This window comes from Paenibacillus sp. PL91 (genome assembly GCF_012935325.2).
GTDB lineage: Bacteria > Bacillota > Bacilli > Paenibacillales > Paenibacillaceae > Pristimantibacillus.
Window position 1 is genome coordinate 184,477 of the sequence record NZ_JABBYG020000008.1, and the last position, 21,046, is coordinate 205,522.

At 49.3% G+C, this 21,046-nt stretch carries 12 protein-coding genes and 1 riboswitch; of the genes, 11 read left to right on the plus strand and 1 reads right to left on the minus strand.

Translation table 11 applies throughout. The features are described from left to right. Positions 1-315 precede the first annotated feature (315 nt). Both HI950_RS35945 and deoR read left to right on the plus strand, forming a co-directional pair. A complete protein-coding gene (locus HI950_RS35945) occupies positions 316-6,021 on the plus strand; it encodes a 5'-nucleotidase C-terminal domain-containing protein (RefSeq protein ID WP_223285386.1) in 5,706 nt (1,901 codons plus the stop codon). 212 nt (positions 6,022-6,233) lie between these two features. Next, positions 6,234-7,190, plus strand: coding sequence for a DNA-binding transcriptional repressor DeoR (deoR, locus tag HI950_RS19550; RefSeq protein ID WP_169087877.1), 957 nt, complete (start codon positions 6,234-6,236; stop codon positions 7,188-7,190). Between the two features lie 521 nt (positions 7,191-7,711). Here deoR and HI950_RS19555 read toward each other — a convergent pair. Next, positions 7,712-8,554 (minus strand): bifunctional 5,10-methylenetetrahydrofolate dehydrogenase/5,10-methenyltetrahydrofolate cyclohydrolase, encoded by an 843-nt coding sequence (locus HI950_RS19555; protein ID WP_169087879.1) that lies wholly within the window; start codon positions 8,552-8,554, stop codon positions 7,712-7,714. A 63-nt stretch (positions 8,555-8,617) separates the two neighbouring features. Beyond that, positions 8,618-8,697, minus strand: a riboswitch (ZMP/ZTP riboswitch). A 189-nt stretch (positions 8,698-8,886) separates the two neighbouring features. On the opposite strand from HI950_RS19555, the gene HI950_RS19560 reads away from it, so the two are divergent. From HI950_RS19560 to HI950_RS19600, 9 genes are all read left to right on the plus strand, one after another. Continuing rightward, positions 8,887-10,617, plus strand: coding sequence for an ABC transporter ATP-binding protein (locus HI950_RS19560; protein ID WP_169087881.1), 1,731 nt, complete (start codon positions 8,887-8,889; stop codon positions 10,615-10,617). A 3-nt stretch (positions 10,618-10,620) separates the two neighbouring features. Then, entirely contained in the window at positions 10,621-12,360 is a 1,740-nt protein-coding gene (locus tag HI950_RS19565; protein ID WP_169087883.1) for an ABC transporter ATP-binding protein, read from the plus strand. A gap of 73 nt (positions 12,361-12,433) precedes the next feature. Further along, entirely contained in the window at positions 12,434-12,712 is a 279-nt protein-coding gene (locus HI950_RS19570; protein ID WP_169087885.1) for a hypothetical protein, read from the plus strand. Positions 12,713-12,875: 163 nt separating this feature from the next. Then, on the plus strand, positions 12,876-14,390 hold the full coding sequence (locus HI950_RS19575; RefSeq protein WP_169087887.1) for a sugar ABC transporter ATP-binding protein: 1,515 nt from the start codon (positions 12,876-12,878) through the stop codon (positions 14,388-14,390). Further along, on the plus strand, positions 14,387-15,355 hold the full coding sequence (locus HI950_RS19580) for an ABC transporter permease (protein ID WP_169087889.1): 969 nt from the start codon (positions 14,387-14,389) through the stop codon (positions 15,353-15,355). The genes HI950_RS19575 and HI950_RS19580 overlap by 4 nt, the downstream gene beginning before the upstream one ends. Before the next feature lie 79 nt (positions 15,356-15,434). Next, positions 15,435-16,466 carry an ABC transporter substrate-binding protein gene (locus tag HI950_RS19585; RefSeq protein ID WP_169087891.1) on the plus strand — a complete coding sequence of 344 codons (1,032 nt, stop codon included), beginning with the start codon at positions 15,435-15,437 and terminating at the stop codon, positions 16,464-16,466. 132 nt (positions 16,467-16,598) lie between these two features. Beyond that, positions 16,599-18,215 carry a response regulator gene (locus HI950_RS19590; protein ID WP_169087893.1) on the plus strand — a complete coding sequence of 539 codons (1,617 nt, stop codon included), beginning with the start codon at positions 16,599-16,601 and terminating at the stop codon, positions 18,213-18,215. Further along, positions 18,212-20,035 carry a sensor histidine kinase gene (locus HI950_RS19595; RefSeq protein ID WP_169087895.1) on the plus strand — a complete coding sequence of 608 codons (1,824 nt, stop codon included), beginning with the start codon at positions 18,212-18,214 and terminating at the stop codon, positions 20,033-20,035. The genes HI950_RS19590 and HI950_RS19595 overlap by 4 nt, the downstream gene beginning before the upstream one ends. Before the next feature lie 2 nt (positions 20,036-20,037). Beyond that, the gene (locus HI950_RS19600) at positions 20,038-21,027 is read left to right on the plus strand and encodes a substrate-binding domain-containing protein (protein WP_223285387.1); all 990 of its coding nucleotides are present in this window, start codon (positions 20,038-20,040) and stop codon (positions 21,025-21,027) included. Positions 21,028-21,046 lie beyond the last annotated feature (19 nt).

Sequence of the window (21,046 nt, forward strand, 5' to 3'; positions counted from 1 at the left end):
GACAGGAAAATCGTTCCACTGTATACTCTTCAATATATTTAATGTAAGTTTACATCACATTAACAAATGGCGACTCCAAAAGCTTTTGGGCCCAAAGCTATAATCCCCCTTTCCTTCATTAATGCAAATAATCTGTTTATGGATGTCATGCATGTATTGGAGAAAGGGGATTTTTATTGTCGCCTGCGAACAAATGTGCATGTTTACTAGAACTTAATTTCACAATGATGTTCTGATTACAATTTTTTACTACTCTATTAGAGATATGTATTGTTGTTTAATACCATTTTTGGTCTTTGGGAGGAGAAGGTTGGAATGCAGAATTTGGTTAAAAGAATAAAGAGACAAGCCTGCATGCTTTTAGCGGCTCTTCTAGTGGTTACCGGCACGATAGGCAGCTTGGGAAGCCCTGTACAGGCGACGCCCGCGGGGGACAATATCGTTATTTCTCAGGTTTATGGCGGTGGGGGGAACTCCGGGGCTGTATGGAAAAATGATTTTATTGAATTGTATAATCCAACTGATTCGGACGTGATCTTGGATGGTTGGTGGGTAAGGTATGCAAGCGCGGGCAATTCTTTCTCATCAGAATTTGAAACAGCTTTAAACGGTACGATCAAATCCAAAGGGTACTTTCTAATTCAAGAAGCAATTGGCGCTGGAGGAACTACAAGCCTTCCGGCACCTGATGCTAGTGGAACGATTGCAATGGGCGGAACAGCAGGTAAGGTAGAACTAGTTAATGGCTCGCAGACGAGGATCGACTTAGTTGGTTATGGTACGGCCAATCTATCTGAAGGAACTCCAACAGGAGCCTTGTCCAATACCAAAGCAGCCATTCGTAAAGCTGTTGTAGATGCGCCAAGTGACAGTCGAGGCAAAGATACGGATAACAATGCTACAGATTTTGACATCCTTACACCAGACCCGCGCAATTCCTCGTATGGCACGGTTGTTGTTGGTGTGGAACCTGTAACGGCAGATGTAGCGCCAGGAGCTGTTCTACCCGGCACTATTATTAAGCTCTCAACGCCAACGGTTGGAGCAAGCGTGTACTACAGCGTATATGGCTCAGGTGATGCTGAGGTTGCTCCGGAAAACTTTAATTGGTATCAGCCGGGCGTGACATCGATTGAAATAAATGCGCCAACGACAGTACATGCCTATGCGAAAAAAGACGGGCTGGAAAACAGCGCATTACGTGAGTTTTCTTATAGCGTTGTGACGGGGCCGATTACGATCGCGGCAGCTCGGGCTGCTGCATCCGGCACAAACGTTACGCTTAGCGGTACAGTAACGCACCGAGCTGATTCAGGCTCGTATGTAAATCTATTCGTTCAGGACGCGAATAACGGAATTGTCGTTAGAGCGCTGAACACCGTCTCCGCACAGCCGGGGGATACTATCGAGGCTTTCGGGAAGCTTACCCCGTACTCGGGATTGGTTCAATTGATTGCGAATGTTGAAGATGTGAAGGTGACGGGCTCAGTCGCTCTCCCTGCGCCAATAGTTGTAGATTCTACAAGCTTTGGCAAAACGATTGATAACCAGAATAAATTCGAAGGCCGTTTCGTACAGCTAAAAAATATTAAGGTTGAGAGTGTGGCAGGCGGCGTTGTTACTGCAACGGATGCTGTGAGTACTGGTAAAATTATTATTTATTCCTCTGATGCTTCATTTGTCGCAGGAAAAACGTTCGAGCAGGTTACCGGCGTTATGACCTATCATTCCAGCGTAGGTCTGGAGCTGCTCCCGCGCAATACACTCGATATTGTCGAGAAAAGGCTAGCCGTTCAAGCGAGCATCCCTTCAGGCGGCATTAACGCAGGAGGCTCAGTTGCGCTAAGCTCGCTTGCTGATGGCGGTGTTATTCGTTACACGATAGACGGAGGTTCTCCAACTGCAACGACGGGAACGCTCTACAGCACTCCAATTGTCGTAAATGCGGATACCGTCATTAAAGCAGTTGTGACAGCTGGCGAAGTAACAAGCGAGGTAGCGACCTTCACGTATAAAGTATTGGAAAATACGGACGGTATTGCAATCCATAAGATTCAAGGCGAATCGCATAAATCGATCTACAATAATGTCAAAGTTTCGAATGTAACAGGCATCATCACTTCCGTCAGCACGGATTCCTTCTACATGCAGGCACCGGATGACAAGCAGGATGGAAATCCGAATACTTCCGAGGCTATACAAGTTTACAAGAAAACGCATGGCCTTGCCGTTAAGGATGCAGTGTCGGTGTCCGGTACGGTGCAGGAATTTGGAGAAAGCCCGTCTCTAACGGTAACTCAAATTAATGCAGCAACGATTGATAAGCAATCCAGCAATAATACGCTTCCTACGACTACTTTGCTTGGAAAAGGCGGACGTATTATTCCTAATCTCATCGATACGGACAGCTTCAGTGCATTTAATCCAGCTAATGATGCAATCGACTTTTTCGAGAGCGTGGAGAGCATGCTGGTTGAATTGATTAATCCTACGATAACGGGCCCCTACGCCAATGCGGTAACTCCGGTTACGATTGACAATGACATGAATAACCCGGTGAAAACGGCTTTTGGCGGCATTGTGCTTCAAGGCAATGGTTTAAATGCGACAGACAGCAGCCTGAATCCGCAAAAGCTGTTTATAGGCGGTTCAGAGCCAGCCGGCACTAAAATTAAAACGGGCGATGCTTTTGAGGGCAATATCGTGGGCGTTATTCAATACGCAGGCGACCTTTATAAGCTGATGCCAACACAGAGTTTGCCTATAATTAAACGAAGTGATAATAATCCGAAAATAACGAGTATTGTGCCGAATACGGACAAGCTGACGATTGGTACTTTTAATGTGGAGAACTTCAGTGCAGGCGATACAGTGAAAGCTGGGAAGATCGCGAGCATTATCGTAACGAACATGAAGCAGCCGGACATTATCGGTTTGATGGAGGTTCAAGACAACGACGGCAATACGAATTCGGGCAATACGGATGCTTCCAAAAGCTTCTCGACTCTCATCGATGCTATTATTGCAAAAGGCGGCGCAACTTACAAATACACCGATATTGCTCCGGAAAATAATATGGACGGCGGCGAACCTGACGGCAATATCCGAGTTGGCTTCTTATACAAAGCAGATCGCGTAAAGCTTGCATCAGGCAACAAAGGCAGTTCCAACACTTTCGTTAAAGTGGATGGAATTGGAGGCTTAACGCAAAATCCAGGACGCATTGGCTCTACGGATCCTACTACCTTCGCTTCTTCCCGTAAACCGCTTGTCGCTGAATTTCTATTTAAGGGGAAACGGGTAGTCGCGATTGCTAACCACTTTAATTCAAAAGGCGGAGACGGCAAGCCATGGGGCGATGTTCAGCCGGTTGTTCGCAGCAGTGAAGTGCAGCGTGCAAAGCAAGCGGATGCGGTTAACAGCTTCGTTAAGGAGCTTACAACGAAGGATCCCGAAGCAAGCGTAGTTGTATTAGGCGACTTTAACGATTTCCAATTCTCCGGTACGCTGAATAAGCTGCGGGGTGCAGAAATAACGAATCTTGTCGACAAGCTGGATGTATCGGAACGCTACTCCTACATCTATGACGGCAACTCGCAAACGCTTGATCATATTTTGGTGGATAACAACATTGAAACGAATGCCATTATTGACGTTGTACATGTTAATGCTGATTTCTCAACAGATCAAGGCCGAGTAAGCGATCATGATCCGCTTCTAGCGCAGCTGGATCTTTCAACGAAGAAAGATGCGGAGTTCGCCATGACAATTATGCATGTCAATGATTCACATGCCAATCTGGCGAATGTAGCAAAAAGATTTACTGCGGTAAATCAGGTTCGAAGTGAGACGGCTAATTCGATTCTGCTTGATGCCGGTGATGTGTTCTCAGGTACGTTGTACTTTAATAAATATTTAGGCCAGGCTGATCTAGCATTTATGAATAAGCTGAAGTACGATGCCATGGTATTTGGTAACCATGAATTTGATAAGGGACCGTCAGTGTTAGCTGATTTTGTGAAAAATGCCGAATTCCCGTTCGTAAGCTCCAATATTAATTTCAGCAAGGAGCCTGCGCTGAGTGAATTACTAGCTGAGCAAGCGGTTGGCGAAAAGGCAGCAAATGGAAAGATTTATAACTCTATTATTCTTGAGGTTGGCGAGGATAAGACAAAGGTCGGCGTATTTGGACTAACGACCGAGGATACGAAGTTCCTCGCTTCACCTGGCGAAAATATTGTTTTCAATGACTATATCGCTAAAGCGAAAGAAACAGTTAAATCGCTTCAAGACAAGGGCATTAACAAAATCATTGCTTTGACTCATCTTGGGCATACATTTGATCTCGTACTAGCTGAAAAGGTCGCTGGTATCGACGTAATCGTCGGTGGACACAGCCATACAAAGGTCGATACTCCAAAGGTAATCCAAGCGTATGGAGAGCCAACGCTTGTCGTACAGGCGGAGCAATACAACAATTATTTAGGTCGACTGGATGTTAAATTCAATCAATCAGGCGTGTTAACGAAATGGAATGGAAAACTGCTGGATATTATGACTTTTACTCCAGATCCAGTAGCGACAACAATGCTTGGGCCTTATAATGATGGAATTGCTGAAACTAAGAAACAAGTTATCGGAAAAACGAATGTGTTTTTAGAAGGCGGCAACCCTTCTTCTCGTGTTAAGGAAACCAATCTTGCCAATCTAATAACGGACGGGATGGTCTCTAAAGTAAAAAGCTTTGTTAACAGCAATCCAGAATTAAAGAAGTTAGATGTAAAAGGTTTTGTAGCCATTCAAAACGGCGGTGGGATTCGTTTATCTATCCCGAAAACCGCAGAGGGCAAAACAGATGGCGATATTACGCTAGGAGAATTGCTGACGGTTATGCCATTCGGCAATAACCTGACATCGCTTCGCATGACAGGTCAGGAAATTGTTGAAGCATTAGAGAACGGCGTAAGCGGAATCGAATCGGTAAAAGGCCAATTCTCACAAGTATCGGGCATGCGCTATTACTATGATTCCAAGAAGCAGCCAGAGGTGCTCGATGCGAATGGCAATCTGGTAACTGAGGGCAATCGTATCGTTAAGGTGGAAATTAAAAATGATAACGGCAGCTACAGCCCAATCGATTTGAATGCTTATTATTTTGTAGCAACGAATTCCTTTATGGCGAGTGGCGGCGACTTCTACCGCTCGATGAAGAAAGCGAAAGATGCCGGTCGTCATTATGAGATGAATCTCGTTGACTACGAGGTGTTCATCGAGCACATTACGAAGCTGGGCACCATCAATACGGGAATTGAAGGCCGCATTACCGATCTGAAAGGAAGCCCGCTTCCAGGCAGTGAAGGTGGTAATCCAAACCCAAATCCAAATACACCAACACCAACACCAACACCAACACCAACGCCGTCACCGACTCCAACACCAACACCAACACCTGGTGGTGGAAACGAAGGTCCGGCAATTGAGTTTAGTGACGTAGGCAGCCATTGGGCGGCTAAGGCCATTGAAGAGGCAGTGAAGATTGGTTTTGTTAACGGATATGGAGATGGCACATTCCATCCGGGAGACAAAGCAACGAGAGCGCAGTTCGTTACGATGGTCGGCAGAGCGCTGAAGCTTGAATCGACAGATGGCAAGCTGGACTTTGCTGATGCGGGTCAAGTGCCTGCTTGGGCGCGCTCCTTCTTTGCACAGCTTATTGAGGATAAGATTATAGCGGGATATGAGGATAATACGCTGCGACCATCTAATCCACTAACAAGAACGGAAATGACTGTCATTCTGGTTCGCGCACTCGGCATTGAGATTGATCCGAATGCGAAGTCAACGTTCGCTGATGTAAACGACATACCGGTATGGGCTCGGCCATATATCGCTGCGGCGCAGGCTGCAGGTCTTGTTGAAGGAATGGGCGTGAACCAATTTGCGCCGCAAGAGAATGCAACAAGGGCACAGGTTGTGACACTGATTTTGGCGGCGCTAAAGTATGATAAGAACAAAGGGTAATCAATAAGTATAAGCGTCTCAGTCCACTTTGTTACGAGTGGATTGGGACGTTTTATTTTTACAGTGGAAGGGGGAGAGGGGTTTTCATTGTAATTTTGTTAATGCTTTGTTATATATAAATGGGACGTATTCCTTTCAAGCGTTGGCTTTTCCATTGCAGAATGGCGCAGCCGTTTACGCTTATAGTCATATATAGAAAGAGTTGAGCTTGGATGGCAGATGATCGATTGGACGATAAGCTGAGCAAAATGATTGATGCTGCTAGGCTTTATTATGAACTAAATTATAATCAGGAAGAAATCGCGCAAAAGCTTGGCGTGTCGCGCCCTACTATATCTAGGTTTCTCCAGCAGGCGAAGGATGAGGGCTATGTTCAAATTAAAATCGTCTCACCAAACGATAATAACGATGTGCTTGCTGAGCGGCTGGAATCAAAGTTTCGCCTTAAAAAAGCAGTCATCGTTTCGGTACCGCAATTCGAGGATAGTATCATAAAAAGGTATATAGGCGAAGCAGCAGCGACTTATTTGTATGATACGGTGAAGGATGGCGATATCATTGCAACGACATGGGGGACAACGCTTTTTCAAATGGCTACTCAGCTTAAGGACAAGCCGGTTCGGGATGTGAAGGTCGTGCAATTAAATGGCGGGGTCAGTCATTCGGAGACTAATACATACGCCTATGAAATCGTTCATTTGTTTGGCAAGGCATTCCATACGATTCCTTACTTCATCCCGCTGCCGGCACTTGTCGATCACGAGGTTGTAAAGCAAACGATTGAGTCGGATCGCCATATTCGCAATATTTTGGAGCTAGGAAAAATGTCTAATATTGCCGTTGTGACGGTAGGAGCGCCGACAGACGATTCGGTATTGATTAGAGCAAACTATTTTACGGATGCGGACTTGGATATTATTCGGGAGAAGGCTGCAGGGGATATTTGCTCACGCTACATCGATATCGCAGGCGTTATATGCTCGGAGGAGATGAATCGGCGCACGATTGGCATTAGTCTTGATGAGCTGAGGCGGAAGGAGCAGTCGATACTAGTCGCAGGTGGAGCGAAGAAAGTGAGCGGCATTTATGGCGCGCTTCGCGGCGGCTACTCCAACGTGCTGATCACGGATCAATTTACGGCTAGATATTTACTTGAGCGTGATATGTAGGGTAGTGGGAGGGAGGTCGTTTCCTGCTAAAAAGTTTGAAGCTGAAAGCACAATACCAGCATGTTCAAGAACTCTACTAGATTTAAGAATTCCTATTGCACAAAGTGCAACAGAAACCTGACATGATTGTCGATTTGAACTGCTACAATGCAGAAATGCATCAGAATCAGCTGATTATGGGCTGAGCAAGCCATAAATGGCTGATTCTGTTGCACAAAGTGCAGCGTAGCATGGGAATGCATCGCTATTACCAACTTTCTGCTGCACAAAGTGCAACGTAGCAAGGAGCACCTTTCTCAAGCAGAGTTTTGGGACAGCCGCATCGAGTCGGCTTATCAGAAACGCCAAAAGGCTGCTGTAAGCACGTATTTGATCTTATAGCCATGTCCCAAATAGCAATTGAAAAAGCCTACCAACCCACGGTGAAAGTGGGTTGGTAGGCTAAATTTTTTTATCATCCGTATTTCAATGGGGCGACTGAAACCACGATAAGGCTTATGAGACAGCCCCATCTACCTAACTTATACCGCGCATTTCTCCGCCGCATCAACTGTATGCTTTAGCAGCATGGCGATTGTAACGGGGCCTACGCCTGCGGGTACGGGGGTGATGGCGCTGGCTTTGGCTAAGCAAGCTTCGTAATCGACGTCCCCGATGTTACCTTTATTGTAGCCGGCGTCAAGCACGACCGCGCCTTCGCGAATCCAATCCCCTTGAATAAACGCAGGTTTGCCGACCGCAGCGACGACGATATCGGCGAGCCGCAGCATATCAGATAGGTTTTCTGTTTTGGAATGACAGGTTGTGACGGTTGCGTTTCGGTTGAGCAGCATCATCGATACAGGCTTGCCGAGAATCGGGCTGCGTCCAACGACGACGGCATGCTTGCCCTCGATCGGTATTTGATAATAATCGAGAATGGCCATAATGGCGGCGGGCGTACAGGAAGGATAGTCGGCATAACCGAAGGCGTTTTGGGCAAAGCCGAGCGCTGTTACGCCGTCGACATCCTTCTCAATGCTAATCGCTTCAAAAGCTGCACGCTCATCGATTTGATGCGGTACAGGATGCTGCAGCAAAATACCGTGTACGAGCGGGTCTTGATTAAGCTGTGAAATAACGTCAAGCAAGTCCTCCGTTGAGATGGACTTATCCAAATGAACGCGCCGCGACTCGATGCCAAGCCGCTTGCATGCGTTACCCTTCATCCGAACGTAGGTCTCAGAGGCAGGATCATCGCCCACCAATACTGTCGCTAAGCAAGGGATGATCCCCTTAACGCCAAGCGCCTCTACTCTTGCCTTCAACTGCTCTTTAATCGCATCTGCCACGCGTATTCCGTCCAAAATGAGTTTCTCTGTCATTCTCTACCCCAGCTCCTTCGAATGGTTGTCGAAAAACATAAAAAGGCAAGGGGAATGTCCCCTTACCTTTGCCCAGGCGTACGGCTAATGATTCTATGCGCTTCCTCATGGTTCCCCATGCTCCGCCAGTTACGCACAGCTTTTGATGTTAAGTCTATTGTAACAGCAATATAGCCAAAAAACGATACGTCCGCAATATTCAGTTTATTTCCATTTATTGGAGTGCGGGATGGGACTGACGGATGCTATAATTGCTTTATCAGGAGGGCGCTTGAAGAGCAGCCCTCTTTATTTGCGATACTTACAAAATGCCAGTAGATTGAGGTGTCCTCGTGTTTAAGCTTGCTAGCTTTCTGAAAAAATATTGGCTGTCCGCAGTGCTTGCGCCGCTGTTCATGCTGCTTGAGGTGTGCATGGATCTGCTGCAGCCGCGATTTATGGCAAGCATAGTGAATGATGGGATTATGGCTGGAGATTTGGGAGCAATAGCGGCGACCGCCCCGAAAATGCTGGTTGCTGCGATTATCGGCTTGCTTGCAGGTGTAGGCTGCACCGTTTTTGCGACGATAGCCTCCCAGAGCTTTGGTGCCGATCTGAGACAGGAGCTGTTTCAAAAAATTCAGTCATTATCGCTAAGGTCGCTCGACCGATTCGGCTCAGGCTCCATAGTGACGAGGCTGACGGGAGACGTTACTCAAATTCAGGGCCTCGTGCTGCTAGTTCTCCGTATCTTCGCCCGCGATACGTTTATTATTATCGGAAGCTTGGCGATGGCTTTCATGATTAGTCCGCGCCTTTCGGTTATCCTGCTGGCCATGCTTCCATTGCTCGCCGCTTTTCTAGTTATTACGACTCGGATTACGGTTCCGCTCTTCTCGAAAATGCAGCAGCGGCTCGATCAGGTAAATACCGTCATGCAGGAAAATTTGTCCGGCATTCGTGTAGTCAAAGCGTTCGTTCGGTCCGATTACGAGGAAGAGCGTTTTAATGACGCGAATTCGAATTTGCTGCAGGCTAGTCTAAAAGCGGCCAAAATCGTTGCGCTCAACACGCCGCTTATGTCGATCATTCTTAATTTCAGCATCGTAGCTGCCTTATGGTACGGCGGAATGCTTTCGGAGCAGGGCGCTTTATCGGTCGGCAGCTTGGCGGCATTTTTAACTTATATTACACAGCTGTTGTTCTCTACCTTGGGTCTTGGCAATCAATTGATGGCGATTTCCCGCGCGAAGGCATCTGCGGATCGCATTAACGAGGTTTTGGAGCTGACGATCGACAAACAAGCAGCTTATCACCAGCCGTATGAGCAGCAGCCTAAGCAAATTCAAGAAGGCCGAATTTCCTTCGAAAATGTGAGCTTCAGCTATGATGGCGATAGCAAAAACGCCATTCTCCGCGACATCAGCTTTGCCGTAGAGCCTGGCGAGACGATAGGAATCGTGGGCGTGAACGGAGCGGGCAAATCGACGCTGGTCAGCCTCATACCGCGCTTTTATGAGCCTACCGAAGGAATGCTGCGCATCGATTCCCATCCGATCAGCGAAATAGCGCCTCATGAGCTGCATCGCGAGATTGGCATGGTGCTACAGCAGGCGCATTTGTTCAGCGGCACCATTGCGGAAAATATAAGCTACGGCAAGCCGGATGCAAGCCAGCTCGAAATCGAAGCAGCAGCCAAGGCAGCTGAAGCGCATGCGTTCATTATGAAGCTGGAGCATGGCTATCATACCGTGCTCGGACAACGGGGCGTCAATTTATCGGGCGGGCAAAAGCAGCGTTTATCCATTGCCCGTACGCTATTGCTGAAGCCCAAAATCGTCATTCTCGACGATTGCACGAGCGCCGTAGACCTGAACACCGACCTGCTCATCCGTAAATCGCTGCAAACGCTAATGAAGAGCAGCACCTGCCTTATCATCGGGCAGCGCATTGCGTCCGTTCAGCAGGCAGATCGCATAATCGTGCTTGAGGATGGCCAAATAACGGCGATGGGCACGCACCAGGAGCTGCTGCAGCAAAGCAAGCTTTACAAACAGATTGCCTTATCCCAGCAAGGAGCTTAAAGGATGAATCATACGCTATCGACATTAAAAAAACTCGGCACTTATTTGCTTCAGCAGCGGACAAGACTCACCGCGGTCATCATCCTTACAATAGCTGCCGCTGGTCTAACGCTTGCAGGTCCTTATTTGCTTGGCACGGCGCTAGACGATTATATTATTGCCAAGCAATATGACGGGCTGCTTCAAATCTGCCTGCTTATGCTTGGCGTGTATGCGGCTGGCAGCTTAGTTGGCTGGCTGCAAGCCTTCTTCCTGGCGGATGTGTCGCAGCGGACGGTATGGACCTTGCGCAACAATCTGTTCATTCATTTGCAAAAGCTGCCTATCCCGTTCTTTGCCAGCAAAAATCATGGAGAGCTGATGAGCCGCACGACAAACGACATCGATAATGTGACGAATACGCTGAACCAAAGCTTAATCCAGATCATATCGAGCGTCATTATGCTCATAGGCTCCTTCACGATGATGCTTCTCTTAAATGTCTGGCTCACGTTGGTCGCTCTCGTAGTCATTCCGCTCATTGTTTTCGTTTCCAAGCGAATCGCAAAGATGACGAAGCGCCAATTCAAAGGCCAGCAGCAGGAATTGGGAGGCCTCAATAGCTTTATTGAAGAGACGGTATCCGGGCAAAAGGTCGTTGCTTTGTTCCATCAGGAGGAGAGGATGGCGGAGCGCTTCAGCGAGGCAAACGCGAAGCTGAAGAAGGTCGGAATCAAGGCTCAAATCTATTCCGGCACGATGGGTCCTTTTATGAACATGTTTGGCCATATCAGCTATTTGATCATTGCGGGCGTCGGAGGTTGGCTCGCCGTGCATGACCTTGCCACCGTGGGCGTTATTATAAGCTTTCTCGGTTATTCGAGGCAGTTTAGTGGTCCGCTTAATGAAGTTGCCAATCAATTTAACATGATCCAGTCAGGCGTAGCAGGTGCTGAGCGGGTATTCGAAATGATGGAGGTTCCTTCGGAATACGAGGAGGCGGAGGCGGCATCAAAGGTGGAGTCGCTTGCAGGCAAGGTGGAATTCCGTGATGTAGGTTTTGAATATACGGATGGCACAGCTGCGCTTAGAAATATTAGCTTTACCGCGAAGCCTGGCGAGACGATCGCGTTGGTAGGTCCCACGGGAGCCGGCAAGACGACGATCATTAATCTGATCGGACGTTTCTTCGAAATAAAGGACGGTCAAATTTTGATCGATGATGAAGATATTCGGAACATGGACAAAAACAGCCTCAGAAGCCAGCTCGGCATCGTGCTGCAGGATGCTCATCTGTTCTCGGGCACCATTCGCGAGAACATCCGCTACGGCAAGCTGGACGCAACGGACGAAGAGGTGGAGGCAGCCGCGGCTCAAGCGAATGCGCACAGCTTCATCGCCAAGCTGGCCCAAGGCTATGACACGGAACTGACGGCGGAAGGCGGCAACATCAGCCATGGACAGCGCCAGCTGCTTACGATCGCGCGAGCTATACTAGGCGATCCCGCGCTGCTCATCCTGGATGAAGCAACGAGCAGCGTCGATACGCTTGCCGAGCTTCAAATTCAAGAGGCGATGAAGAAGCTGCTCAGCGGAAGAACGAGCTTCGTCATTGCCCATCGGCTAAGCACAATACGTCATGCCGATACGATTTTATTTATTAAGGACGGGGAAATCGCGGAGCGCGGAAGCCATGAGGAGCTGCTTGCCAGGAGAGGGCTTTACTATCAGCTGCACGGGAACCAGTTTTTACAAAACGCTTAGCTCGCAAACGCTAATAAGGGCAAGTGGAATGTGGTACAATGAGACAAGCGATGCGATTAGGAGATGACAAACGATGACTGAACAATTGAATGAGCAAGAGCTTGTGCAATACATTGCAAGCGAAACGAACGCGGATGAGCAGCTGATCAAGCTGGTTTTGAAGCATGAGCAAGCCTTCATCAACAATGCGAAGGAAGATAAGAACGGCGAGGTTGACATCGACAGCGACGAGCTGGTCGATTATATTCTTAGCCGCCCCGATGTCAAATCGAACGAGCTGGTAGTGGAGTCGATTATGGACGCGGAAATGGATTACTTAATGGATAAAGGGCTAGCCGGATACGTAGATTAATGCAAAAATGACTCCTGCCAAGAAGGAATGCGGCAGGGGTCTTTTTTTTTGCCCAAAATCGGCGATACCGTAAAATCGTCTACTTTTTTCAGGAGATTACTCCATATATTGCACGCCGGATTCATCATACAATGAGTTCACAAACCGATTAGGGGTGGGAGCAATGAGCCGGATTTTAGTGTCGATGGATGGCATCACGAAGCAGTTTCCAGGCGTACTGGCACTTGACCAATGCCGCTTCGAGCTTCATGCGGGGGAAGTGCATGCGCTGGTCGGAGAGAACGGGGCCGGCAAATCGACGATGATGAAAATATTAACCGGCGTTTACAAGAGGGATGCCGGACGGATCGTTTATAAAGGCAAGGAAGTTGAAATCGCGAGTACAAGAGCAGCGCAAAATCTCGGCATCAGCATTATCCATCAAGAGCTTCAGCTCATGCCGGATCTCACGATCGCGCAAAATATTTTTATCGGGCGCGAGCCAAGGGCGAGGCTTCCTCTCTTTCTCGATGACCAAGCGATCAATGACAAGACGCAGGCGCTGTTCCAGCGAATGAATCTAAAGCTCGATCCGCGTACGCTCGTCTCGGAGCTGACGGTGGCGAAGCAGCAAATGGTCGAAATTGCGAAAGCGCTCTCATTTCAATCGGAGCTGCTTATTATGGATGAACCGACGGCTGCGCTTACGAATGCCGAGATTGACGAGCTGTTCCGGATGATCAGCCAGCTGCGGGAGCAAGGAGTAGGCATTGTATACATTTCGCATCGGATGGAGGAGCTGAAGCGGATTACCGACCGCATTACGGTTATGCGGGACGGCACTTACATTGATACGGTACGAACGGCGGATACGACCATTGATGAAATTATTGCAATGATGGTAGGGAGGCAGCTATATGCGACCTCGAAGCCGGAAATAAGCGATAAGCAGCAGACCAAGGTGCTTGAGGTAAAGCGTCTCAATCGCGGCAGCGCGGTAATGGATGTTTCCTTTCATTTGAACAAAGGCGAGATCATCGGTTTTGCCGGACTGATGGGAGCGGGCCGAACCGAGGTCGCGAGAGCGATCTTTGGCGCGGATCGGATTGATTCGGGGGAAATTTTCGTCAATGGGAAAAAAGTGAGCGTAAAGGGGCCGACGGATGCGGTCCGTTACGGGATCGGTTACTTATCGGAGGATCGGAAGCAGTTCGGGCTGCTCGTCGATATGGATGTGAAGACGAATCTATCGATCGCATCCTACCGGGGCTTCCGCAATTCTCTTGGGTGGATGAATCAGTCGCGCATAGAGCAAAACGCGGAGAAGCATGTGGCATCGCTCAAAATCAAGACGCCGAGCGTCGACCAGCGGGTCAAGTTTCTGTCAGGCGGCAATCAGCAGAAGGTCGTTATCGGCAAATGGCTCACGCGCGACTGCCAAATTCTAATGATTGATGAGCCGACGCGCGGCATAGATGTTGGGGCAAAGTCGGAAATTTATAAGCTGCTGGATGAGCTGGTGCAGCAAGGGAAGTCGATCATCATGATCTCCTCGGAGCTGCCGGAAATTTTGCGGATCAGCCACCGAATCATCGTCATGTGCGAAGGTCGCATTACCGGCGAATTAAGCAGCGAGGAAGCTACGCAAGAGCTGATTATGAAATATGCAACGATGCGAGTAGGGGAGGAAGCGTTATGAAGCTAGCTGAAATACAAAAGCCCGTATCTTTAAAAACAGGCGCTACGCAAAAACTGCTGGCATTCGCCAGTCTCATCTTATTGGTCGTGTTCTTCTCCTTGTCGTCGGAAAACTTTTTCCGCTTCGATAATTTAATCGGCATCATGCTGTCAACCGCCGTCATCGGCGTGCTGGCGCTTGGCTCGACCTTCGTTATTATTACAGGCGGCATCGATTTGTCGGTCGGTACGGTCATGACCTTCGCTTCCGTTATGACCGGCGTCGTCATCACGTTTTGGGGCTTGCCGATCCCTTTCGGCATTGCAGGCGGCATTCTAACAGGCGCGCTTTGCGGATTCATAAGCGGCTGGCTTGTCGCCAAAATGAATATTCCGCCGTTCATCGCCACACTCGGCATGATGATGGTGACGAAAGGGCTGTCGTTTGTCGTCTCTGGGACGAAGCCGATTTATTTTAACGATACGCCTGCCTTCTCGAAAATCGCGATGGAAACGCTGTTCAAGGTGCCGTTTGCGGTATACATCTTCTTCGGGCTTGCCGTTATTGCCAGCATCGTGCTGTCGAAGACGATTATCGGACGCTACAACTTCGCCCTTGGCAGCAATGAGGAAGCGACAAGGCTATCCGGCGTTAACGTCACCTTCTGGAAAATTATTATCTATGTGATCACGGGCGCTTTCGCCGGCATTGCGGGCATCATGATGGCCTCGCGGCTTAATTCGGCGCAGCCTGCGCTTGGCTCCGGCTATGAGCTGGAAGCGATCGCAGCGGTCGTCATTGGAGGGACCTCGCTGAGCGGCGGGCAAGGCTCGATTCTCGGAACCGTCATCGGCGCGCTCATTATGAGCGTTCTGACGAACGGACTGCGCATCATGTCCGTACCGCAGGAATGGCAGGTCGTCATCGTTGGCTTAGTCGTGATCGGGGCGGTATATGCGGATATATTGCGCCGCCGCAAAAAATAAACAACGGTATAGCTCTCTAATAGCCTCATGGGCTGAGGAGATTTCATACAATAAAAACGAGCGTAAGGGGAGATCGACAATGAAGCGAAATAAATGGATTTCAATGGCCATGCTGGTGCTTGCTTCGGTTATGGTGCTCAGCGCATGCGGTTCTAACGGCGGAAATAACGGCGGCAGCAAAGCCGAGAATAAACCGGCGGCAGCGGAAACAAACGATTCGAAGAACGACACAGGTGACAAAAAGCTTTATATCCCGGTTATCTCCAAAGGATTCCAGCATCAGTTCTGGCAAGCGGTGAAGCAGGGCGCAGAGAAAGCGGCGACAGAGCTGAATGTCGAGATTACGTTCGAGGGCCCTGAGACAGAAGCCCAAGTGGACAAACAAATCGAGATGCTGCAGGCAGCGCTCGACAAGAAGCCAAGTGCGATAGCCTTCGCTGCGCTGGACAGCAAAGCCTCGATCCCGCTGCTCGAGAAAGCCAAAGCGAACAATATTCCCGTCGTGGGCTTCGACTCCGGCGTAGACAGCGACATTCCGGTAACAACAGCGGCAACTAACAACATTGCGGCAGCGGCGCTTGCGGCGGACAAAATGGCGGAGCTGATCGGAGGCTCCGGCGAGGTTGCGCTAGTCGTCCATGACCAAACGAGCCGTACAGGCATCGATCGCCGCGACGGGTTCGTGAATCAAATCAAAGATAAATATCCGGATATCAAAATTGTCGATATTCAATATGGAGCGGGCGACCAGCTCAAATCAACCGACCTTGCGAAGGCGATTATACAAGCGCATCCTGATCTTAAAGGCTTCTTCGGCGCCAACGAAGGCTCGGCCATCGGTGTCGTCAATGCGGTAGGCGAGCTTGGCAAGCAGGGCAAGATTACGGTCGTTGGCTACGATTCCGGCAAGCTGCAAATGGAGGCGATCAAAAACGGTACGATGGCAGGCGCCATTACGCAGGACCCGATCGGCATAGGGTATTGGTCGGTGAAAGCGGCAGTACAAGCGATTAATGGAGAGAAGGTAGAGCCGAATATTGATACGGGGTTCCACTGGTACGACAAAACGAATATCGATTCGGATGAAATTAAACCTCTTTTATACGAATAAGCATGTATCCATAAGCAGTAGGCCGGCGAAGCACACCGGTCTACTTTTTACTGTTTTCGCACAGCGGGAACAGCTAATGGCAGGGAATTATGTAAGCGCTATCGAAATGCTTGTGAAAGGAGGCGTGGCTAAATGTACAAAATGATAATCGTCGACGATGAGGATGAAGTAAGAGAAGGCGTGGAGCGGCTGACCAATTGGGAGCGCTGCGGTTTCGAGCTTGTCGGCGATTTCAGTAACGGCAGAGACGCGCTTGAGGCTGTTGAACGGCTGCGTCCCGATGTGGTCATAACCGATATTAATATGCCTTATATGGACGGGATGGAGCTTGCGGCCCAATTAAACGCATTGTATCGGGAGTTGAAGGTTGTCATCCTAACCGGCTACGAGGATTTTGATTATGCGAAGCAGGCGATTAAGCTGAAGGTAAAGGATTATTTGCTGAAGCCAATTAATTTGCAGGAATTTACGGAGTTTCTGTTAAAAATGAAGCGGGAGCTGGATGAAGAGCAGGCCCGCATGGAGGATATGTCGGCCTTGCAGCAGCGGTTGAATGAGAGCTTTCCGCTGCTGCGCGAGCGCTTCCTTGAGAAGCTGGTCACGGTGCCGATGGCCGAGCACGATATCGTGCAGAAGCTTCATTACTTCCACCAAAGCTTAGAGGGGCCGGCTTATTTGGCGATGCTGCTGGATTTGGAGGATGCCGATGCGTTATCTGGGACGGCGGCATATGGAGATAGAGAGCTGCTTCGATTCGCGCTGCTGAATATCGCGCAGGAAATTATACAGAAGGAGCATGGAGGAATCGTTTTCCAGACGAATCATGACAAGTCTGTCGCGCTGCTCGGGGGACCGGAAGATGCGATTGCGGTAGAAGCGCAGAAGCTGGCGGCGCATGTGGGGGAAGCGGTTCGCAAATATTTGAAGCTGGACGTATCGATCGGGATCGGCGGCATTTGCCGATCAAGAAGAGAGCTGCGAATCTCTTATCAGGAGGCTTGCTCGGCGCTGGACTATCGCTTTCTGCTCGGCACAGGCAGCATTATTTCGATTCACGACGTAGAGTTCGGCGAGCGGATCAGCACGTCCGCCTATTACGAATTTGAGAAGAAGCTGATGGCCGCGGTAAAAACAGCGAAGGCTGCGCAAGCCTCTGCCATACTTGGTGAGTGGTTTATGGAGCTGAAGCAGTCGGGGGCAACGCCTGGCAGCTGCTACGGCTATCTTCACCGCATATTGGCAGCCTTTATCAACATGATCGCCCAAACGGGCTTTGACGACTCCAAGCTGCTGGGAGATGATCCGTTTGCAACTATTCCGGCGCTCAAATCAGTCGATCAAATGAAAGACTGGCTGGATGAGACATGCCGCAGCGTGATTTCATTTCTGTCCGAGCAGCGGACGCAAGTTAACAATACGCAGCTGGAGGACGCTCTTTTGTACATTAACGATAACTATGGCAGTCCGGAGCTGTCGCTTCAACAAGTGTGCCAGCATGTGTTTTTAAGCCTTAGCTACTTCAGCGCGCTGTTCAAGCAGCATACCGGCGATACGTTTGTCGAGTATTTAACTCGTCTTCGCCTTGAGAAGGCTAAGCAGCTGCTCGTTGGAACGCAGCTCAAGGCGTACGACATCGCTGAGCGGGTCGGTTACGCCGACCCGCAATATTTCAGTGTCATCTTCAAGCGCCGCATCGGCATGACGCCGAAGGAATATCGAGCAGCTATGAAGGAGAATGCTTCGAGATGAGGGGACGTTCCTTCTTCCAGTTCAAAAGCATTCATACCAATATTGCGCTTGCCTTCTCCTGCCTCATTATTTGCACGACTGTCATCCTTAGTGTAAATACGTATCTAATTTCTTCGGATGCGGTGAAAGACAACTCATACGATTATACAGCCCAGCTCGTCGAGCAGGTAAACAACAACATACAGACTTACATTGGCAACATGGAGAGCATTGCTGAGCTCGCGCTGCGTGACGAGGATTTGCAGCGACTGATGCGGCTATATGATCCGCAGGACCCGGAAGGACTGGCGCTTGCCAAGCAAACGAGCACCTTCTTCCGTTCCATCGCCCGATCCCGCAACGATATTGCCTCCATCGTATTCATCGGGACGAACGGCGCACTCGTATCCGACCGCGATGACGCGCAGTTAAAGGATTATTATGAGCTGATAAGCCAAGATTGGTACAAGCAAGCGAAAACGGCAGAGGGCAAGTCAGTCATTTCCTCCTCGCGCGTACAGCATGTATACAAGAACGAGTACAACTGGGTAGTCTCGATCAGCCGTCAGGCAGAGACTGCTGCGGACGGTAATAGCGGCGTCCTTCTTGTGGACTTGAACTATAATGTCATCAATGATCTTTGCAAGCAAATTCATATGGGGAATCGCGGCTATGTGTTTCTGCTTGATCCGACTGGCGATTTGATTTACCACCCGCAGCAGCAGCTCGTATACTCGGGCCTGAAATCGGAGGCGCTCAATCAAATTTTGCAGATGCAGGGCTATCGGTTTATAAAGGCAAAGAGCGACGGTACAACAAAGCTTTATACGATTGGCAGCTCACGCTACGGCTGGAAGGTCGTCGGGGTAAATTATCCGGAGGAGCTTGTCGGCGATAAAAGCAAAATTCAATTTTCAGCGATGCTGTGGGGCTCCATATGTTTGCTTATTGCGCTCATCTTCTCGATTCTTCTCTCCTTAACGCTAACGAAGCCGATCAAAAAGCTGGAAGGCCATATGAAGAAGGTAGAGAAGGGAGATTTCAATACGCGCTATGAAATTGAGGGCATCAATGAAATCGGCAAGCTGGCGCGAACGTTTAATTTGATGACCGGCAAAATCAAGGAGCTGATGAGCCAGGTCGTGCAGGAGCAGGAGGATAAGCGAATCAGCGAGCTGAAGGCGCTGCAGGCGCAAATCCATCCTCACTTTCTGTACAATACGCTTGATTCGATCATCTGGATGGCGGAGATGGGGAAGATGGGCGATGTGGTCAAGATGACATCAGCCTTGTCGAAGCTGCTTCGCTCAACGATTAGCAAGGGCGAGGAGCTTATTCCCATTCGTGCGGAGCTTGCGCATATCGAGCATTATTTGACGATTCAAAATATCCGCTACCGCAACAAGTTTGCTTACAGCATCGACGTCGATCCAGCCATTCTGGATTGCAAAATATTGAAGATCGTACTCCAGCCGATTGTGGAAAACGCGATTTACCATGGCATCAAAAACAAAGCCGATGCCGGCCATATTCTCATTAAAGGATTTCGAACGAGCGAAGGCATAACGCTCCAAATTATAGATGATGGTGTAGGGATGGACGAAGCAAAGCTCCAAGCCCTTGCAGCTAAAGGGCGACCGCAGCCGCATACATCCCATGCAGCGCCTGCGCACTCGCTTGCTTCCGCATCCGCAACGAGCGGACTAGGGCTCCAAAATGTGAATCACCGCATTCAACTGAATTTCAGCGACCGCTTTGGGCTGTCCTTCGAAAGCGAGCTCGACGAGGGAACGACGGTTACGCTTCGAATGCCGGAAATCATGGAGGATAAAGGAGAATAACCATGATGAGAAAATGGACTTGGGCTCTTCTATTTGCCGCCCTCATTATGATTGTGGCTGCCATCCTTCTGAACTTGGGCATTTCGGAGAAGCAGGCAAAAAAACCGCAATTTTTGTTCGTGCCAAAAACGACGGACCAACAGGTGGAATTTTGGGAGGCTATGCGACAAGGGGTTAACATGGCAGCCGAGGAGTTCGGCGTGGAGGTAAAGGTCGCCGGAATGCCATCCGAATCGGATATAGACGGGCAAATTGCATTGCTGGAGCAAGCCATAATCGATAAGCCGCAAGCGATTATATTGGCGGCTACGGATTATAACCGAATCGTACCCGTAGCAAAACGTATTGTTGAAGCCGGCATTATACTCATTTCCGTCGATTCTGCTATGAAGGAGGGCATATCGAGCAGCTTTATCGCTACAGATAATTATGAAGGCGGGAGGAAAGCCGGTCAGCTGCTGGTTGATACGATTGACTCCAGCGAGGACGGACCGGTCGCTGTCATTAATTTTGTGCGCGGCACGGCAACGGCAATGGACCGTGAGCGCGGCGTGCTGGACAGCTTAAGCCTAAGGCCCGATATTAAAGTGCTCGATACGCTATACAGCAATGCATCGGAGCAGCAGGCGTACGAAATGACATTGGAGCTGTTGCAAACTGAACCGGGGCTCAGGGGCATTGCAGCGCTTAATGAGCCGACTGTAGTTGGCGCCGCAAGAGCGATTAAGGAGCTGCGAGCGGTCTCGCGAGTGAAGCTGATCGGCTTCGATAATTCGATGGAGGAGATTGCTTACCTTGAGGAGGATGTCTTGCAGGCGATTATCGTTCAGAAGCCGTTTAATATGGGTTATTTGGCTGTGAAGGCCGCACTCGACCTAAGTGAAGGCAAATTCGTACAGCCGGTAATCGATACAGGATCGGAATCGATTACAAAGGAAAACATGTATACGAGCGATAAACAAAAGCTGTTGTTTCCGTTTATGGAAAAGTAGTTTTTTTGAAAAGAAGGTT

Excerpts from the sequence above, each read along its gene's own strand:
- HI950_RS35945 (WP_223285386.1), top strand. The coding sequence starts at position 316 with ATGCAGAATTTGGTTAAAAGAATAAAGAGACAAGCCTGCATGCTTTTA.
- deoR (WP_169087877.1), top strand. The coding sequence starts at position 6,234 with ATGGCAGATGATCGATTGGACGATAAGCTGAGCAAAATGATTGATGCT.
- HI950_RS19555 (WP_169087879.1), bottom strand. The coding sequence starts at position 8,554 with ATGACAGAGAAACTCATTTTGGACGGAATACGCGTGGCAGATGCGATT.
- HI950_RS19565 (WP_169087883.1), top strand. The coding sequence starts at position 10,621 with ATGAATCATACGCTATCGACATTAAAAAAACTCGGCACTTATTTGCTT.
- HI950_RS19570 (WP_169087885.1), top strand. The coding sequence starts at position 12,434 with ATGACTGAACAATTGAATGAGCAAGAGCTTGTGCAATACATTGCAAGC.
- HI950_RS19575 (WP_169087887.1), top strand. The coding sequence starts at position 12,876 with ATGAGCCGGATTTTAGTGTCGATGGATGGCATCACGAAGCAGTTTCCA.
- HI950_RS19580 (WP_169087889.1), top strand. The coding sequence starts at position 14,387 with ATGAAGCTAGCTGAAATACAAAAGCCCGTATCTTTAAAAACAGGCGCT.
- HI950_RS19585 (WP_169087891.1), top strand. The coding sequence starts at position 15,435 with ATGAAGCGAAATAAATGGATTTCAATGGCCATGCTGGTGCTTGCTTCG.
- HI950_RS19590 (WP_169087893.1), top strand. The coding sequence starts at position 16,599 with ATGTACAAAATGATAATCGTCGACGATGAGGATGAAGTAAGAGAAGGC.
- HI950_RS19595 (WP_169087895.1), top strand. The coding sequence starts at position 18,212 with ATGAGGGGACGTTCCTTCTTCCAGTTCAAAAGCATTCATACCAATATT.
- HI950_RS19600 (WP_223285387.1), top strand. The coding sequence starts at position 20,038 with ATGATGAGAAAATGGACTTGGGCTCTTCTATTTGCCGCCCTCATTATG.